Source organism: Halomonas sp. DP5N14-9 (assembly GCF_019802175.1).
Taxonomy (GTDB): domain Bacteria; phylum Pseudomonadota; class Gammaproteobacteria; order Pseudomonadales; family Halomonadaceae; genus Halomonas; species Halomonas litopenaei.
In genome coordinates this window covers 116,953-132,459 of the sequence record NZ_JAHVHR010000035.1, presented here as the reverse complement: position 1 = coordinate 132,459, position 15,507 = coordinate 116,953, and the positions used below count along the sequence as shown (strand labels likewise).

Annotated in this window: 15 protein-coding genes; all 15 read right to left on the bottom strand. The window is 65.2% G+C overall.

Annotated elements, in window-relative coordinates; genetic code table 11:
* Positions 1-24 precede the first annotated feature (24 nt).
* Complete coding sequence (rnhB, locus tag KUW00_RS20355) at positions 25-663, bottom strand: ribonuclease HII (protein WP_315901213.1); 639 nt, start codon at positions 661-663, stop codon at positions 25-27.
* On the bottom strand, positions 653-1,936 hold the full coding sequence (lpxB, locus tag KUW00_RS20350) for a lipid-A-disaccharide synthase (RefSeq protein ID WP_124803474.1): 1,284 nt from the start codon (positions 1,934-1,936) through the stop codon (positions 653-655). Before lpxB ends, rnhB begins: the two co-directional genes overlap by 11 nt.
* A 132-nt stretch (positions 1,937-2,068) precedes the next feature.
* Entirely contained in the window at positions 2,069-2,836 is a 768-nt protein-coding gene (gene lpxA, locus KUW00_RS20345; RefSeq protein WP_124803476.1) for an acyl-ACP--UDP-N-acetylglucosamine O-acyltransferase, read from the bottom strand.
* On the bottom strand, positions 2,833-3,276 hold the full coding sequence (gene fabZ / locus KUW00_RS20340; protein ID WP_045991177.1) for a 3-hydroxyacyl-ACP dehydratase FabZ: 444 nt from the start codon (positions 3,274-3,276) through the stop codon (positions 2,833-2,835). The genes lpxA and fabZ overlap by 4 nt, the downstream gene beginning before the upstream one ends.
* A gap of 114 nt (positions 3,277-3,390) precedes the next feature.
* Positions 3,391-4,431 (bottom strand): UDP-3-O-(3-hydroxymyristoyl)glucosamine N-acyltransferase, encoded by a 1,041-nt coding sequence (lpxD, locus tag KUW00_RS20335; RefSeq protein ID WP_045991178.1) that lies wholly within the window; start codon positions 4,429-4,431, stop codon positions 3,391-3,393.
* Positions 4,432-4,487: 56 nt separating this feature from the next.
* Positions 4,488-4,994, bottom strand: a complete 507-nt coding sequence (locus tag KUW00_RS20330; protein ID WP_222516070.1) for an OmpH family outer membrane protein — start codon at positions 4,992-4,994, stop codon at positions 4,488-4,490.
* A complete protein-coding gene (gene bamA / locus KUW00_RS20325; protein ID WP_222570002.1) occupies positions 4,994-7,342 on the bottom strand; it encodes an outer membrane protein assembly factor BamA in 2,349 nt (782 codons plus the stop codon). Before bamA ends, KUW00_RS20330 begins: the two co-directional genes overlap by 1 nt.
* Positions 7,343-7,517: 175 nt before the next feature.
* Positions 7,518-8,876 (bottom strand): RIP metalloprotease RseP, encoded by a 1,359-nt coding sequence (rseP, locus tag KUW00_RS20320; RefSeq protein WP_222570001.1) that lies wholly within the window; start codon positions 8,874-8,876, stop codon positions 7,518-7,520.
* A gap of 97 nt (positions 8,877-8,973) precedes the next feature.
* Entirely contained in the window at positions 8,974-10,197 is a 1,224-nt protein-coding gene (ispC, locus tag KUW00_RS20315) for a 1-deoxy-D-xylulose-5-phosphate reductoisomerase (protein ID WP_108449741.1), read from the bottom strand.
* Positions 10,194-11,000 (bottom strand): phosphatidate cytidylyltransferase, encoded by an 807-nt coding sequence (locus tag KUW00_RS20310; RefSeq protein WP_045991182.1) that lies wholly within the window; start codon positions 10,998-11,000, stop codon positions 10,194-10,196. The genes ispC and KUW00_RS20310 overlap by 4 nt, the downstream gene beginning before the upstream one ends.
* The gene (gene uppS / locus KUW00_RS20305) at positions 10,993-11,763 is read right to left on the bottom strand and encodes a polyprenyl diphosphate synthase (protein ID WP_045991283.1); all 771 of its coding nucleotides are present in this window, start codon (positions 11,761-11,763) and stop codon (positions 10,993-10,995) included. The genes KUW00_RS20310 and uppS overlap by 8 nt, the downstream gene beginning before the upstream one ends.
* Positions 11,764-11,966: 203 nt before the next feature.
* Positions 11,967-12,524 (bottom strand): ribosome recycling factor, encoded by a 558-nt coding sequence (frr, locus tag KUW00_RS20300; protein WP_045991183.1) that lies wholly within the window; start codon positions 12,522-12,524, stop codon positions 11,967-11,969.
* Positions 12,525-12,528: 4 nt separating this feature from the next.
* Entirely contained in the window at positions 12,529-13,296 is a 768-nt protein-coding gene (gene pyrH, locus KUW00_RS20295; protein WP_045991184.1) for a UMP kinase, read from the bottom strand.
* Positions 13,297-13,439: 143 nt separating this feature from the next.
* The gene (gene tsf, locus KUW00_RS20290; RefSeq protein WP_045991185.1) at positions 13,440-14,309 is read right to left on the bottom strand and encodes a translation elongation factor Ts; all 870 of its coding nucleotides are present in this window, start codon (positions 14,307-14,309) and stop codon (positions 13,440-13,442) included.
* Positions 14,310-14,459: 150 nt separating this feature from the next.
* The gene (gene rpsB, locus KUW00_RS20285) at positions 14,460-15,206 is read right to left on the bottom strand and encodes a 30S ribosomal protein S2 (protein WP_045991186.1); all 747 of its coding nucleotides are present in this window, start codon (positions 15,204-15,206) and stop codon (positions 14,460-14,462) included.
* Positions 15,207-15,507: the final 301 nt, after the last annotated feature.

Below are 15,507 nucleotides of genomic sequence, written 5' to 3'. Positions count from 1 at the left end.
CCGTGGCGGGTGTGTGAAAACGGGTCAGAACAGCGCCAACTGACGCTTTACCGGTGCAAACGACCGGCGATGCTCGGCCAGCGGCCCGAAGCGTTCGAGCGCGGCCAGATGCTCAGGCGTCGGGTAGCCCTTGTGGCGGGCGAAGCCGTAGTCGGGATAGCGCTCGTCGAGGGCCAGCATGGCCGCGTCACGGGCCACCTTGGCCAGGATGGAGGCGGCGGCGATAGCCGGATGGCGGGCATCGCCCTTGACCACGGCCTGGCCCGGAATATGATGCCCGGGCAGCCGATTGCCGTCCACCAGCAGGTACTCAGGAGCCGGCGCCAGGCCATCGATGGCCCGGCGCATCGCCAGATGGGTGGCGTGATAGATATTGAGCCGGTCGATCTCTTCGGGGCTCGCCTCGGCCACATGGTAGGCCAGTGCATGCTCGCGGATCTGGCCGTCGAGCGCCTCGCGACGCTTGGCACTCAGCGCCTTGGAGTCATTGAGCCCGCTGATCGGCACCGAGGGATCAAGGATCACCGCCGCCGCCACCACCGCGCCCACCAGCGGGCCTCGACCGACCTCGTCGACACCGGCCAGCAAGCTGCCATCATAGTTCACCACCAGCGGCGGCAAGGCGGGCTTGTTGCTGCGCCTTGGCTTCGCTTCAGCGACCACCGCCAGCCTCCTGACGGACATCATCCGTTTCATCAGCCGTGGCCTCGGCCACCTCCTCGGCCAGCCGAGGCGATACGCTGTCCGGCAACGGCTGCCCCGCTACCAGCGCTTCGATGGCCTCCGCAGCACGCCGGCTGGCGTCTCGCTGCAGCCCCTCGTGCATGGCGGCAAAGCGAGCCTCGAGCGCCGTCCGCGCCGCTTCATCGTCGAGCAACTCGCCCAGGCGGGTGGCAATGGCCTCGCTGCTGGCCTCGTCCTGGATCAACTCCGGCACCAGCGATTCGCGGGCGATCAGATTGGGCAGCGAGATCCACTCGGTCTTGACCATCAGCCGAGCGATGCGATGGGTCATCGGCGCCATGCGGTAGCCCACCAGCATGGGGCGATGACACAGCATCGCCTCCAGCGCCGCGGTGCCGGAAGCCAGCAGCACCAGGTCGCTTGCCACCATGGCCTCCCGGGCCTGGCCATCGAGCAGGCTGACGCAGGCCGCAAGCGCCGGCCGCGCGGCCAGCAGCGCCTCGAGCTCCTGCCTGCGCTCGGGCGTGGCCGCCGGGATCACCACCGCAAGCCCCGGCCTTGCCTTGACCAGGCGCTCGGCAGCCTCCAGGAAGGTCTCCCCCATGAAGCGGATCTCGTTGCGCCGGGAGCCGGGCAGCAACGCCAGCACCCGGGCGTCGGCGGCAATCCCCAGCGCCTCGCGCGTGGCCCGGCGGTCGTTGACCAACGGCAGTTCGTCGGCCAACGGATGGCCGACGAAGGCCACCGGCACCCGGTGCTTGACGTAGAAGGCCGCCTCGAACGGCAGAAAGGTCAGCATGGCGTCGACCGAGCGGGCGATGCCCTTGACCCGCCCCTGACGCCAGGCCCACACAGACGGGCTGACGTAGTGGGCGGTGGTAACACCTGATTCGCGCAGCTGGCGCTCGAGACCAAGATTGAAGTCCGGGGCGTCGATCCCGACCATGATGTCGGGTTCCCAGTCCAGCGCATCCCGGCGCAGGGTACGGCGCACGCGGATCAGCTCTGGCAGGTGCTTGATCACCTCCACCAGCCCCATCACCGACAGGGTCTCCAGCGGATACAACGACTCGAGCCCCTCGGCGATCATGCGCGGGCCACCCAGTCCTCGGAATGCCACCTCGGGATGACGCGCCTTGAGCGCGCGCATCAGGCTAGCTCCGAGAATATCGCCGGACAGTTCACCGGCCACCAGATAGACGCGGCGGATTGAGCCTGTCTCGCTGGCGACATCGCGTGCAGCGTGGGTCATGACGGATACCTGACTGGCTGAACAAGTCTGACGATGGAAGGGTGCCCAAGCCGACGACGGCCATCAAGATGACCGACGACGCTGGGGCTGACGCCCGCCGCTGCGGGCGCCGACCGCCGGGCCGACGACTGCCTAGCGGATGATGCCCCGCGAGGACGCCTCGATCGAGGCCACGAAGGCTTCGGTCTCGGCCAGCGAGAAGCGCTGGCGGATCTCGCCGATGGCCTGTTCCACGGTAAGCCCCTGACGGTACACCAGCTTGTAGGACTCGCTGAGGGCGCGGATGGCTTCCGTCGCAAAGCCGCGGCGCTTGAGCCCGACCACGTTGAGTCCGTGGGCCTGGGCCGGATTGCCGTTGATCATCACGAAGTCCGGGGTGTCCTTGGTGATGATCGAGCCACCGCCTGCCATGGCGTGGGAGCCGAAACGACAGAACTGATGGATGGCGGATAGCCCGCCAATGATCGCGAAGTCGCCCAGGTGCACGTGGCCCGCCAGGGTGACCTGATTGGCCAGGATGCAGTCGTCGCCGATCACGCAGTCATGGCCGACGTGGACGTAGGCCATGAACAGGTTGCGCGAGCCGATGGTGGTCTCGCTGCGATCCTGAACGGTGCCCCGGTGCAGGGTGACGCCCTCGCGCACGACGTTGTCGTCACCCATCACCAGGCGGGTCGGCTCGCCCTGATACTTCTTGTCCTGGCAGGCCTCCCCCACCGAGGCAAACTGGAAGATGCGGGTACGCTCGCCCAGCACGGTGGGGCCCTGCACCACGACGTGGGGGCCGATGACCGACCCGGCGCCAATCTCGACGTCTGAGCCGATCACACTGAAGGGCCCCACCTCGACATCGTCGGCCAGGCGGGCGCCGGGGTCTACGATGGCGGTCGGATGTATCAAGCGATCTTCCTCTCGGCACAGATGATGTCGGCCTCACAGGCCAGCTCGCCTTCCACGGTGGCACGGCACTTGAACTTCCAGATACCCCGCTTGGCCCGCTCGACCTCAGCGCGCAGCTCAAGCTTGTCGCCCGGCATCACCGGGCGCTTGAAGCGCACGTTGTCGCTGCCGACCAGGTAGTACACATAGCCATCGGCGGGCAGCTTGTTGACGGTCTTGAAGCCCAGGATACCGCAGGCCTGGGCCAGCGCTTCCACCACCAGCACGCCGGGCATGATCGGGTGGTGGGGGAAGTGACCATTGAAGAACGGCTCGTTGATGCTGACGTTCTTGTAGGCAACGATGGTTTCGCCAAGGGTCAGTTCCGTGACCCGATCCACCAGCAGAAAAGGATAGCGGTGGGGCAGATATTCGCGAATCTCGTTGATGTCCATAACCATCGTAGCGACCTCTGAAATGACAAGAGCCCTTCTCCCTGGAAGGACATGACCGGCGGGGGCCAAGGGCACCATACCGGCAATAGGCGGTGGATTATACCGACCTGTACCCGCCCCTCAAGCCTCGCCGGAGCCTCGCTTCTCCAGACGATTGACCCGCTTGGCGATACTGTCGAGCTGCTTGAAACGCACCGCATTGCGGCGCCACTGACTGTTTTCCATGGCCCCGGTGCCCGAGGAATAGACCCCGGGTTCGAGGATGGAGTTGGTCACCAGGCTCATGCCGGTGACCTGGACGCCGTCGCAGATGGTCAGGTGGCCGGACAGCCCCACTCCGCCACCCAGCATGCAGTGGCGGCCCACCCGGGTGGAACCGGCGATGCCGACACAGCCGGCCAGGGCGCTGTGGTCACCGATGTGCACGTTGTGGGCGATCTGCACCTGGCTGTCGATCTTGACGTCGTTGCCGATCACGGTGTCACCCAGCGCCCCACGGTCGATGCTCGAGCAACTGCCGACCTCGACATCATCGCCGAGCACCGCGCCACCGAGCTGGGCGATCTTGCGCCAACCGCCACCGTCGTGGGCAAAACCGAAGCCATCGCCACCGATCACACAACCGCTGTGCAAGATGACACGCTTGCCGACGACCACGCCATGATAGAGGGTGACGTTGGCGTGCAGGAAACCGTCCTCGCCAATCTCGCAGTCCGCCCCGACCACCGAACCGGGCCCGACCACCACACGATCCCCCAGGCGAGCACCTGACTCGATCACCGCATTGGGGCCGATCGAGACGTCGGCACCCAGACTGGCGTCCTCGGCCACCACCGCACTGGGATGGATGCCCGGCTGGTGCGCGTCGGCCTGGGGGTCAAGCATGCGCGAAAGCTCGGCGTAGCCGAGGTAGGGATTGTCCAGCACCAGCGCTGGCACCGGGCAGGCGTCGAGATGGTCGGCGTGAAGCAGCACCGCCGCCGCCCGGGTGGACGGCAGGTCCTTCAGATAGGCGCGATTGGCAAGAAAGCTCACCTGATCGGGGCCGGCGTCCTTGAGCGTCGCAAGGCCAACGATACGTTGGCTGCCGTCACCGTGCAGGCGAGCGCCCAGGCGAGAGGCGATATCGGAGAGGTTTGGCTGTGTACGTGTCGATTTCATGTATGACCGTAATGCGGTGACGACGGAATTCGGGACAGGCGCTGTCGGCGATTCCCTCAGTACGTGTTGAGCAGCCGGGTGACCTCGGCCGTCAGGTCCGGCAGATCACGACCGCTGTGCAGGACACCGTCCGGTGTCACCAGCACCTCGACCTCGTGACGCTCGATGACCTGAGCGACCGCCTGGTCGACCCTGCCTTCCAGGCGACTTATCAAACGCTGTTCGGCTTCCTGGCGAGCCTCGAGGATATCACGTCTGAGGCGATCGAAACGCTGCCCTTTTCGCTGAAATTCCTGAACCCGTGAGGGGCTCGGCTGCCCTTCGGCAGCCGCCAGGTCGTCGGCCAGGGCCTCGAGCTCAAGGCGTAGCGTTTCGGCCTCGCGCTGCCAGGGTGCGACCTGTTGCTGCAGGCTCTGCATGGCACTGCGGGCGGCCTCGGTGTCGAGCACGGCGCGACGCCAGTCGAGCACCGCCACCTGGGACGCCGATGCCGACACCGGGCTGCTCAGTGCAGCGGCCAGCGCCAACCACACCAGCCAGCGGCGACGGCCGCCTGTCCTCATCAGAAGGTCTGACCCAGCGAGAACTGGAACACCTGGGTGTCGTCCTCGTCCTCGTCATTGAGCGGCTCGGCCACGCTGAAGGTCAGGGGACCCACCGGCGTCAGCCAGGAGACGCCCACGCCCACACTGTAGCGTATATCGCTGAATTCCACCCCGGAGTTGCACTTCTTGCGATCCTCGTCCTCGGACAGCACGTCGTAGCACTCGGTGAGGAAGGTGTTACCGGCATCGACGAACAGCGACGGCTGCACCGAGCGCTTGTCCTCGACGAACGGCATCGGGAAGATCAGCTCCATGCTGCCCTCGAGCAGCACGTTACCGCCGAGGGTCTCGTCATCACCGTCCTCACGTTCGGTGGTGAGCTGGCCAAGGGTGTTGTCGGTGAAACCACGCACCGAGCCCAGGCCACCGGCGAGGAAGTTCTCGTAGAACGGATAGGGATCGCTCGAATTGATGGCATCGGCGTAGCCCAGCTGGCCACTGAACTTCAACGACCAGGTCTGCTCTTCGTTGAACGGGAAGAAGTGCTTGGCCTGGGCCCTGGCCTTGTAGTACTCGGCGTCACTGCCGGGCACCCCGAGTTCCAGCGACAGCCGCTGGTAATTGCCCGCCGTCGGCATGATGCCGCGGTTGAGGTCGTTGCGGGTCCAGCTGCCGGTGGCCGACAGGGTACTGGCGTCGTCACCCTCGTCGAGCACGTAACGCTTGATCTCCGACGGGGTGTCGTCGTAGGTGTCGATCTCGAGCTTCTCGATATTGGCGCCGAAGTTCATCCGCGTCAGCTCGTTGATCGGGTAGCCGAAGTTGATCCCGGCACCGAGGGCATCGGTGGAGTAGGTGGAGATGTCGGAATCTTCGTAGTCCGTGGCCCGGTAGTAGAAGTTGTAGCCGCGGGAGATGCCGTCCAGGGTCCAGTAGGGATCGGTGAAGCCGAAGTTGACGCTGGTGTAGGTATCACTCTTCTGGGCGCCGATGTTGACCCGGTTGCCGCTACCCAGGAAGTTGTTCTGGGACAGCGAGGCGCCGTAGATGACGCCGGCACTCTGGGAGAAGCCGAGACTCGCCGACAGCGAGCCTGAGGGCTGTTCCTCGACGGTGTAGGTGACGTCGAGCTGGTCGCTCTCGCCGGGGACCGGCTCGGTCTGCACCTGCACCTGCTTGAAGAAGCCAAGGCGCTCGAGGCGCTGGCGCGACTGGGAGATGGCCTCGGTGGAGGCAGGCGCGCTCTCCATCTGGATCATCTCGCGGCGCAGCACTTCATCCTTGGTGGTGGTGTTGCCGACGAACTGGATACGCCGTACGTAGGCGCGACGCCCCGGCGCCACCTGGAAGCTCAGGTCCACCGTCTCGCCGTCGCTGCGCACCTCGGGGATACCATTGACCTCGGCGAAGGCAAAGCCCTCGGCACCCAGGCGCGAGCGCATGGCCTCGGAGGACGCCACCACGTCGCTGCGCGAGAAGGTATCACCGGATTCGAACTGCAGCAGCTCGCGGGCCTCGGCCTCGGCCACCTTGAGGTCGCCAACGAAGCTGATGTCGCCGACCCGGTAGCGATTGCCTTCATTGACGTTGATGGTGATGAAGATGCGCGACTTGTCCGGGCTGATCGATACCTGGCTCGAGGTGATCTCGAAGTTCACGTAGCCGCGGTCTAGGTAGTAGGAGCGCAGCCGCTCCAGGTCGCCAGCCAGCGCCTCGCGGGAGTACTCGTCGGCGGAGAACCAGCCGAAGAACAGACCGGGATCGTCCTCGAGCTCGAACTCGTCGAGCAGGATCTCGTCGGAATAGGCTTCATTGCCGACGATGTTGATCTGGCGGATCTTGGCGACGGCGCCTTCATTGATGTTGATGTCGACCCGCACCCGACCCTGGCCCACCGGCGTAAGCTCAGTGTCGATGCGCGCGCTGTAGCGGCCCTGGGACTGGTAGAGGCCTTCCAGCTCACGCTTCATCTCGTCGATGGTCGAGAGCTGCAGCACCTGGCCTTCGCTGATGCCGGCCTGCTTGAGGCCCGCACGCAGGTCCTCGTCGGGAATCTGGGAGTTGCCTTCGATATTCAGCGCCGAGATCGTCGGGCGCTCCTCCACCTGGATGATCAGGACGTCGCCTTCACGGGCCAGCTGGATATCTTCGAACAGTCCGGTGGCAAACAGCTGGCGAGCCGCTTCGGCCAGTTCACTGTCGTCCACTCGATCGCGAGCGTTGACGGGAAAAGCATTGAAGACGGAAGCCGCAGAGACCCGTTGAAGGCCTTCCACGCGAATGTCCGACACGGTGAAAGGGGCCGCGTGCGCCACCTGGGCACAGGCGGTCAAGAGTGTCGCCAATCCGATGGTCTTGATTTTCATGCAGTCGTTTCGCTCGCGTTGAGTCAGCGTACCTGTCCAGACAGGCACCTTATACATTTCTCCGCCTTACTGACAAGTTGGCGGCGGCGTCTCGCTTGGTGACGTCCCCGGCAAAGCGCGATTCACCTGGGCGCTCGTTGTTGCGCACGCACCACGTCGATGGCGGGGGCAACTTCTACCACAAGCGCATCACATCGAAGTACAGGGCCATGATCATCAGGGTGCCCACCAGCGCCAGCCCGACCTTGAGGCCAACGGCCTGGGTGCGCTCGGACACCGGGCGCCCACGTACCGCTTCGACCAGGTAGTACAGCAGATGGCCGCCGTCGAGCACCGGAATCGGCAGCAGGTTGAGCACCCCAAGGCTGATCGACAGATAGGCCATGAAGTTGATGAAGCTCTCGAGCCCGGAACGCGCCGTGTCACCGGCGATCCGAGCGATGGTGATGGGCCCGGACAGATTGGTCGGCGAAATCAGGCCAACCACCATCTTGCGCACGGCGTCGAACGTCAGAAGCGTCATCTCGGCGGTACGTGAGGCCGCCTGCCCCACTGCGTCCAGGGGGCCGTAGCGGATTTCCCGCTGGTACTGCTGGGGCCAGTCTACCGGGGCAACGCCGGCACCGATATAGCCGATCTCGCTTCCATCATCCAGCCGGTTGATCCGCGGCGTCAGACTCAGCGCCTTCGACTCGCCGTTGCGCTCGACCTCCAGCGACAGTGTCTGGCCGGGTCGCGCTCTAACCCGCTCGACCAGATCAGGCCAGTCGCTCACCACCTGATCGTCGATACTCAGCACACGATCACCGGCTTGCAACCCTGCCTCGGCCGCGGGCTCCCCTTCCATCACCTGGCCGATGACGGCAGGCATGTCGGGACGCCAGGGGGCGATACCGAGCGTTGCCAGCGGCGCGGGCGGGTCCTGCCCCACTAGCCAGTTCTCGACCGGCGCGCGATAGCTGCGGGAGGCACTCGAGCCCTCCTCGCGGGCCTCGATCTCCAGGCTGCCACTGGCGCCGATGGCCGCCACCAGCTTGAGATTGACCTCGTCCCAGGAGCGCACCGTCTCGCCACCGATGGCGGTCAGCTCCATCCCCGACTCTAGGCCAGCCTCGGCCGCTGGCGTCTGCGGGGCGACGTCACCCACCACCGGCACCACCGTAGTGGTCCCGGCGACGAACAGCGCCCAGTAAGCCACCAGTGCCAGCAGGAAGTTGGCCAGCGGACCCGCCGCAACGATGGCCATGCGGGCCCACACCGACTTGCGATTGAACGCCTGATCGAGCTGGTCCTCGGGCACCTCGCCTTCGCGCTCGTCGAGCATCTTGACGTAGCCGCCCAGCGGAATCGCGGCGATGGCGAATTCGGTGCCATGGCGATCGAAACGTGACCACAGCGGGCTACCGAAACCTACCGAGAAGCGCAGTACCTTGACCCCGCAACGCCGCGCCACCCAGAAGTGACCGAACTCATGGAAGGTGACCAGCAGGCCGAGTACGACGATCACGGCCAGAATATTTTGAATCAGGCCCACGCAAGCCTCCTTGGCTGTATCACGACGGCCGCCGTCGCCGCCGCTTCCCAGGCTCCGGCAGCGCCAAAGGCAAAAGGTTCAACCGGGTGCGCGATCATCACAACGCCTCCAGCCAGGCACGGGCACGCGCGCGGGCGTCATGGTCGGCGGCGAGTACCGCCTCCAGATCATCGGCACCACCACCGGGGGCACCTGCGCGCACCGCCTCGACCAGCCGGGGGATCTCGGTGAACCCAAGCCGCCCGTCGAGAAAGGCCTCGACCGCCACCTCATTGGCAGCGTTGAGTACCGCCGGCTGCAGCCCACCCTCGTCCATCGCCTCACGGGCCAACCGCAGGCACGGAAAGGCGGCCTCGTCGGCAGGTTCGAAGTCGAGCCTGGCCACCTGAAACAGGTCCAGCGCCTCGACCCCTGCCTCGATCCGCTCGGGCCAGGCCAGGCCGTAGGCGATGGGGGTGCGCATATCGGGATTGCCGAGCTGCGCCAGCACCGAGCCATCGCTGTAGGCGGCCATGGAATGGATCACGCTCTGAGGGTGCACCACCACCTGGATCTGCTCGGGGCGGGCGTCGAACAGCCAGCAGGCCTCGATCAATTCCAGCCCCTTGTTCATCAGGGTGGCGCTGTCCACCGAGATCTTGCGCCCCATGGACCAGTTGGGGTGGGCGCAGGCCTCATCCGGGGTCACCCGGGCCAGACGCTCGGCATCGAATCCACGAAAGGGGCCGCCCGAGGCGGTCAGCAGCAGCTGAGTCACGCCGTGGCGCCCGAGTCCCCCACGATGCTGGCCAGGCAGACACTGGAAGATCGCATTGTGCTCGGAGTCGATGGGCAGCAGCGCCGCACCACTTTGCTCCACCGCTTTCATGAACAGGGCCCCGGACATCACCAGGGCCTCCTTGTTGGCCAGCAGCACGCGCTTGCCGGCCCGCACCGCCGCCAGCGTCGGCAACAGGCCCGCCGCGCCGACGATGGCCGCCATCACCACCTCGGCCTCAGGGGCGCTTGCCACCTCGGCCAGAGCCGCTTCGCCGTGACGCACCTCGGTGGCAAGCCCAGCCTCTTTCAGCTGCGTGGCCAGCCAGTCGGCGTCGGTCGGCGTGCCGAGCACCGCCACGTCGGGACGATGGGTCAGGCACTGACGATAGAGGGCCTCGCGGGAGCGATGGGCGGTGAGAGCGTGGACCCGATAGCGGTCGGGGTGGCGGGCGATGACGTCCAGGGTACTGGTTCCGATGGAGCCGGTAGCACCGAGCACCGAGACGCCCTTGATGGTGGTCGAGGAGGTTTGGGACGAGGCAGAAACTGCAGATGCCGTCATGCTTGCACCAGCCAGGTAAAGAACAGGGCGAACACCGGGACCGCCGCGGTAAGACTGTCGATGCGATCGAGCACCCCGCCGTGCCCCGGCAACAGCGCGCTGGAGTCCTTGAGGCCGCGATGGCGCTTGAGCATACTCTCGAGCAGATCGCCGAGCACCGACACCAGGGTCACGCCGAGGGTCAACGCCACCAGCGCCAGACCGGCCGACAGCGACAGCTGCTGCCACAGCGCGAACACCAGCGCCAGCGCAGCGGTGACCGCCATGCCCCCATAGACGCCCTCCCAGGACTTGCCGGGGCTGACGTTGGGTGCCAGCTTGCGCCGCCCCAGGGCACGCCCGACAAAGTAGGCGCCGATGTCGGCACCCCACACCAGCAGCAGCACGAACAGAAGCCAGGCGCTGCCGCTCTCGCGCAGCAGATTGAAGCCGACCCAGGTCGGCAGCAGCACCCAGGCTCCCATGGCCAGGCGCATCGCCCGCGAGGACCACTGATGGCTGCGCCCAGGATGACCGAGCACCCACCACAGATTCAGCGCCCAGCCCAGCGCGCCAATGACCAGCGGCCACAGCGCCAGGTGCTGGCCGAAATGCCACAGCAGCGCCATGCCAAGGGCCAGCACCAGCGGTGGCAGCAGGCGCGAGGCCCCGCGCTCGAGCCCCGCCAGATTGGCCCACTCCCAGCCCGCCAGCACCACGATGGCGGCGGTGAACAGGGCGAAGGGGCCGCCCTCCAGACCGAACAGCCCGGCCAGCGCCAGCGGCGCCAGCCAGGCTGCGGTGATGATCCGCTGTCTAAGCACCCTGGGCCTCGAGCTGTTCGTCGGTCATGCCGAAGCGGCGCTTGCGCCGGCAGAAATCCTCCAGGGCGTCATCGAAGGCCTCGCCATCGAAGTCCGGCCACAGGACGGGCGTGAAGTACAGCTCGGCGTAGGCCAGCTGCCACAACAGGAAGTTCGAGATGCGCCGCTCACCGCTGGTTCGAATGCACAGATCCACCGGCGCGGCGTCACTCAGACTGACCTGATCGGCCAGCGCCTGCTCGTCGATGGCGCCGGGGTCGAGCTCGCCGGCGGCCACTCGCTCGGCCAACCGCCGCGCAGCCCGGGCGATGTCCCACTGACCACCGTAGTTGGCGGCGATCACCAGGCGCAGCCCCTGGTTGTCGCAGGTCAGCCGCTCGGCCTCTTCGATGCGCTTCTGGATGGCCGAAGAAAACCCCGAGGTATCGCCGATCACCGACAGCCGGATGTCGTGCTCGTGCAGCTTCTTGACCTCACGCTTGAGCGCCATCAGGAACAGTTCCATCAAGGCGTTGACCTCGGCCGCCGGGCGCTTCCAGTTCTCGCTGGAGAAGGCGAACAGCGTCAGCGTCTCGATACGGCGCTCCGCCGCCCGACGAATGACGGCCCTGACCGCCTCCACGCCGGCGTGGTGTCCACGCACTCCTGACAGGCCGCGCGCCTTGGCCCAGCGATTGTTGCCGTCCATGATCACCGCCACATGGCGAGGCAGGCTCGCGGTCGGCGGTAACGGGCGGAGTTCGGGAGACGGCGTTGACTTCATGGTGTCTCGCATGACGGTTGAATCAGGCCCCGAGGCATCCCTGACCCGGGGAGTCCAGACAGTATGACCGATGGCGGAGTCGCCAGGGATCGCTGAACGACGGTAGTACCCAGCGGCCGACCGGCCACGCCAGGCGTGACCGCTCGGTATCGCGCCCCCTCCCGGCCGCACAGGCAGGCCGGTACGGGTATCGCCAGGGCGCCTCAGACCTGCATCAGGTCCTCTTCCTTGGCGGTCAGGGTCTTGTCGATCTCGGCGACAAAGCGATCGGTGATCTTCTGGATCTCGTCCTCGCCCTGACGCTCCTCGTCCTCGGAGATATCCTTGTCCTTGAGCAGCGCCTTGAGGTCGTTGTTGGCGTCACGACGCACGTTGCGAATCGCCACCCGGGCGTTCTCGGCCTCCTGACGCGCCTGCTTGATGTAGCCCTTGCGGGTCTCCTCGGTCAGCATGGGCATCGGTACGCGGATCACGTTGCCGGCAGACGCCGGGTTGAGGCCCAGGTCGGAGGTCATGATGGCCTTCTCGACCTTCGGCACCATGCTCTGCTCCCAGGGCACCACGGCCAGGGTGCGGGCGTCCTCGACGTTGACCGAGGCCACCTGGTTGAGCGGCATCATGGAACCGTAGTATTCGACCTGCACCGCGTCCAGAATGCTGGGATGAGCACGACCGGTACGAATCTTGTTCAGGTTGTGATGCAGCGACTCGACGGTCTTCTGCATTCTTGCTTCTGCGTCTTTCTTGATCTCGTTGATCACGATGTCACCCTCTGTGAATCAGCGTGCCTTCCTTGCCGCCCACCACCAGGTTGAGCAGGGCGCCAGGCTTGTTCATGTTGAAGACCCGGACCGGCATGTCATGGTCCCGCACCAGGCAAATCGCGGTCAAATCCATCACCCCGAGCTTCTGATCGAGGGCGTCATCATAGGACAGTTCGTCGTACTTCACGGCATCGTCGAACTTGACCGGATCCTTGTTGTAGACGCCGTCCACCTTGGTGGCCTTGACCACCACGTCGGCGTCGATCTCGATACCGCGCAGACAGGCGGCGGAATCGGTGGTGAAGAAGGGATTGCCGGTACCGGCGGAGAACAGTACCACGTCACCGGAGGTCAGGTAGCGAATCGCCGTGCGCCGATCGTAGTGCTCCACCACGCCACTCATGGGAATGGCCGACATTACCCGCGAACGGATGTTCGAGCGCTCCAGCGCATCACGCATGGCCAGGGCGTTCATCACCGTGGCCAGCATCCCCATGTGGTCGCCGGTCACGCGCTCCATGCCGGCCTCGTGCAGGGCGGCACCGCGGAACAGGTTGCCGCCACCGACCACGATACCGACCTGGACACCGATACCGACCAGTTGCCCGATCTCCAGCGCCATGCGGTCCAGTACCTTGGGGTCGATGCCAAAGTCGGCATCCCCGGTCAACGCCTCACCCGAGAGCTTCAGCAGGATGCGCTTGTACTTCGACACCGCGGCACGGGGCTTCTCGGACTTGGACAGGGGGGAAGAATCGACGCTGCTCATGGCATTTCTCCGCTTTGGGCTTGACTGGGTCGGGTGGCGGTCGGTCAGGCCGCGAGACACCCACCGCTGACGCATACACGAAGGCGTGCGCTTTCGCGCACGCCATCATTACACTGTGCAGGCACAGTTTGGAACCTTGGACCTTAGCTACGCTTGGCCTGTTCCATGACTTCCTTGGCGAAGTCGACCTCTTCCTTCTCGATGCCCTCGCCCACTTCAAAGCGAGTGAAGCCGACCACTTCACCACCGGCGGCCTTGACGAACTCGGCCACGCTCTGGTTCGGGTCCTTGACGAAGGGCTGCTCGGTCAGGCTGTTCTCGGCCAGGTACTTCTTCAGACGGCCCTGGACCATCTTCTCGGCGATCTGCTCAGGCTTGCCAGCCATGTCCGGCTGAGCCAGGATGATGGCCTTTTCCTCGTCGAGGGCAGACTGGGGCATGTCCTCAGGACGGGCCACGGTCGGGTTGATCGCGGCAACGTGCATGGACACGTCCTTGGCGGCTTCCTGGGTGCCGCCCTTGAGCTCGGTCAGCACGCCGATGCGGCCACCGTGCACATAGGCACCCACCAGGTTGCCTTCAGCGGCGTCGACGACGACGGCACGGCGCACGCCGATGTTCTCGCCGATCTTCTGCACCAGCTGCTCGCGGGCGGTTTCCAGCTCGCCTTCGGTCACCGCGGCCACGTCGTCGCTCTTGGCGGCGAAGAAGGCGTCGGCGATCTTGTCGGCGAAGGCCTTGAAGTTGTCGTCACGGGCAACGAAGTCGGTCTCGGAGTTGATCTCGACCATCACACCGTAGGCACCGTCTTCGGCCACACGAGTGACGACGACACCTTCAGCGGCGGTACGACCGGCCTTCTTGGCGGCCTTGAGGCCGGAGTTCTTGCGCAGATCCTCGATGGCCTGCTCGATGTCACCGCCGGCTTCGGTGAGTGCCTTCTTGCACTCCATCATGCCGAGCCCGGTACGCTCGCGCAGTTCCTTGACCTGGGAGGCGCTGATAGCTGCCATGGTATTCACCTCTAAATGGTTCGACCTGGGTGTCGGAGAGACCCTCGGTATTACCGCGGGCCTGAAGTAGAGAAAAGGGGGCCACGGCCCCCTTTGCGCCTGTCCGGCGTGGATCGCTCGCGCGATCGGCTGGCCCAGGCGGGCCGAAGCTTACTCGGCAGCGGCAGCGGCGGCGTCGCCTTCGCTGTCGGTCACTTCGACGAACTCATCGGGGCGACCTTCCTTCGCACGGCCACAGGCATCGGCGATGGCCTTGACGTAGATCTGGATGGCGCGGATGGAGTCATCGTTGCCCGGGATCACGTAGTCGACGCCGTCCGGATCGGAGTTGGTGTCGACCACACCGATGACCGGGATGCCCAGCTTGTTCGCCTCGTTGATGGCGATGCGCTCGTGGTCGACGTCGATCACGAACAGTGCGTCCGGCAGGCCGCCCATGTCCTTGATACCGCCGATGGAACGCTCGAGCTTGTCCTGCTCGCGGGTGGCCATCAGGACTTCTTTCTTGGTCAGCTTCTCGAAGGTGCCATCTTCGTGCATGGTTTCGAGTTCGCGCAGACGCTTGATGGACTGACGAATGGTCTTGTAGTTCGTCAGCATGCCGCCGAGCCAGCGGTGGTTGACGAACGGCTGACTCACACGGTTCGCTTCTTCCTTGATGATCTTGCTCGCGCTACGCTTGGTACCGACGAACAGGATCTTGTTGTTGGAAGCGGCCATCTTCTCGACCACATCGATCGCCTCGTTGAGCGCCGGAAGGGTATGCTCGAGGTTGATGATGTGAATCTTGTTACGAGCGCCGAAGATGAACTTGCCCATCTTCGGGTTCCAGTAACGGGTCTGGTGACCGAAGTGTGCGCCTGCCTTGAGCAGGTCACGCATATTGACGTGTGCCATGGATGACTCCTGAAAAATCGGGTTAGGCCTCCACGCACCCCATGGATCCGACCAGAGGTTTCCCTCAGGCACCCGGGACCATGTGTCGGTGCGTGTGTGTTTTCAAGGCGCGAGGCTCCGTCATGGAGACCTCTTCTACTGTTTGTCGCTCGCCAGCGGGCTATCCCGTTGCAGGCGATCGCAAGACCAGGGTCTCGACGAAAACACCAGCAAGGAACGGCGATTGCAGGAAAGCGCGCAGCTTTATACCATGGATGACCTTCGAATTGAAGTCGCCCAACGTCTCGCGCACCTCGACGCG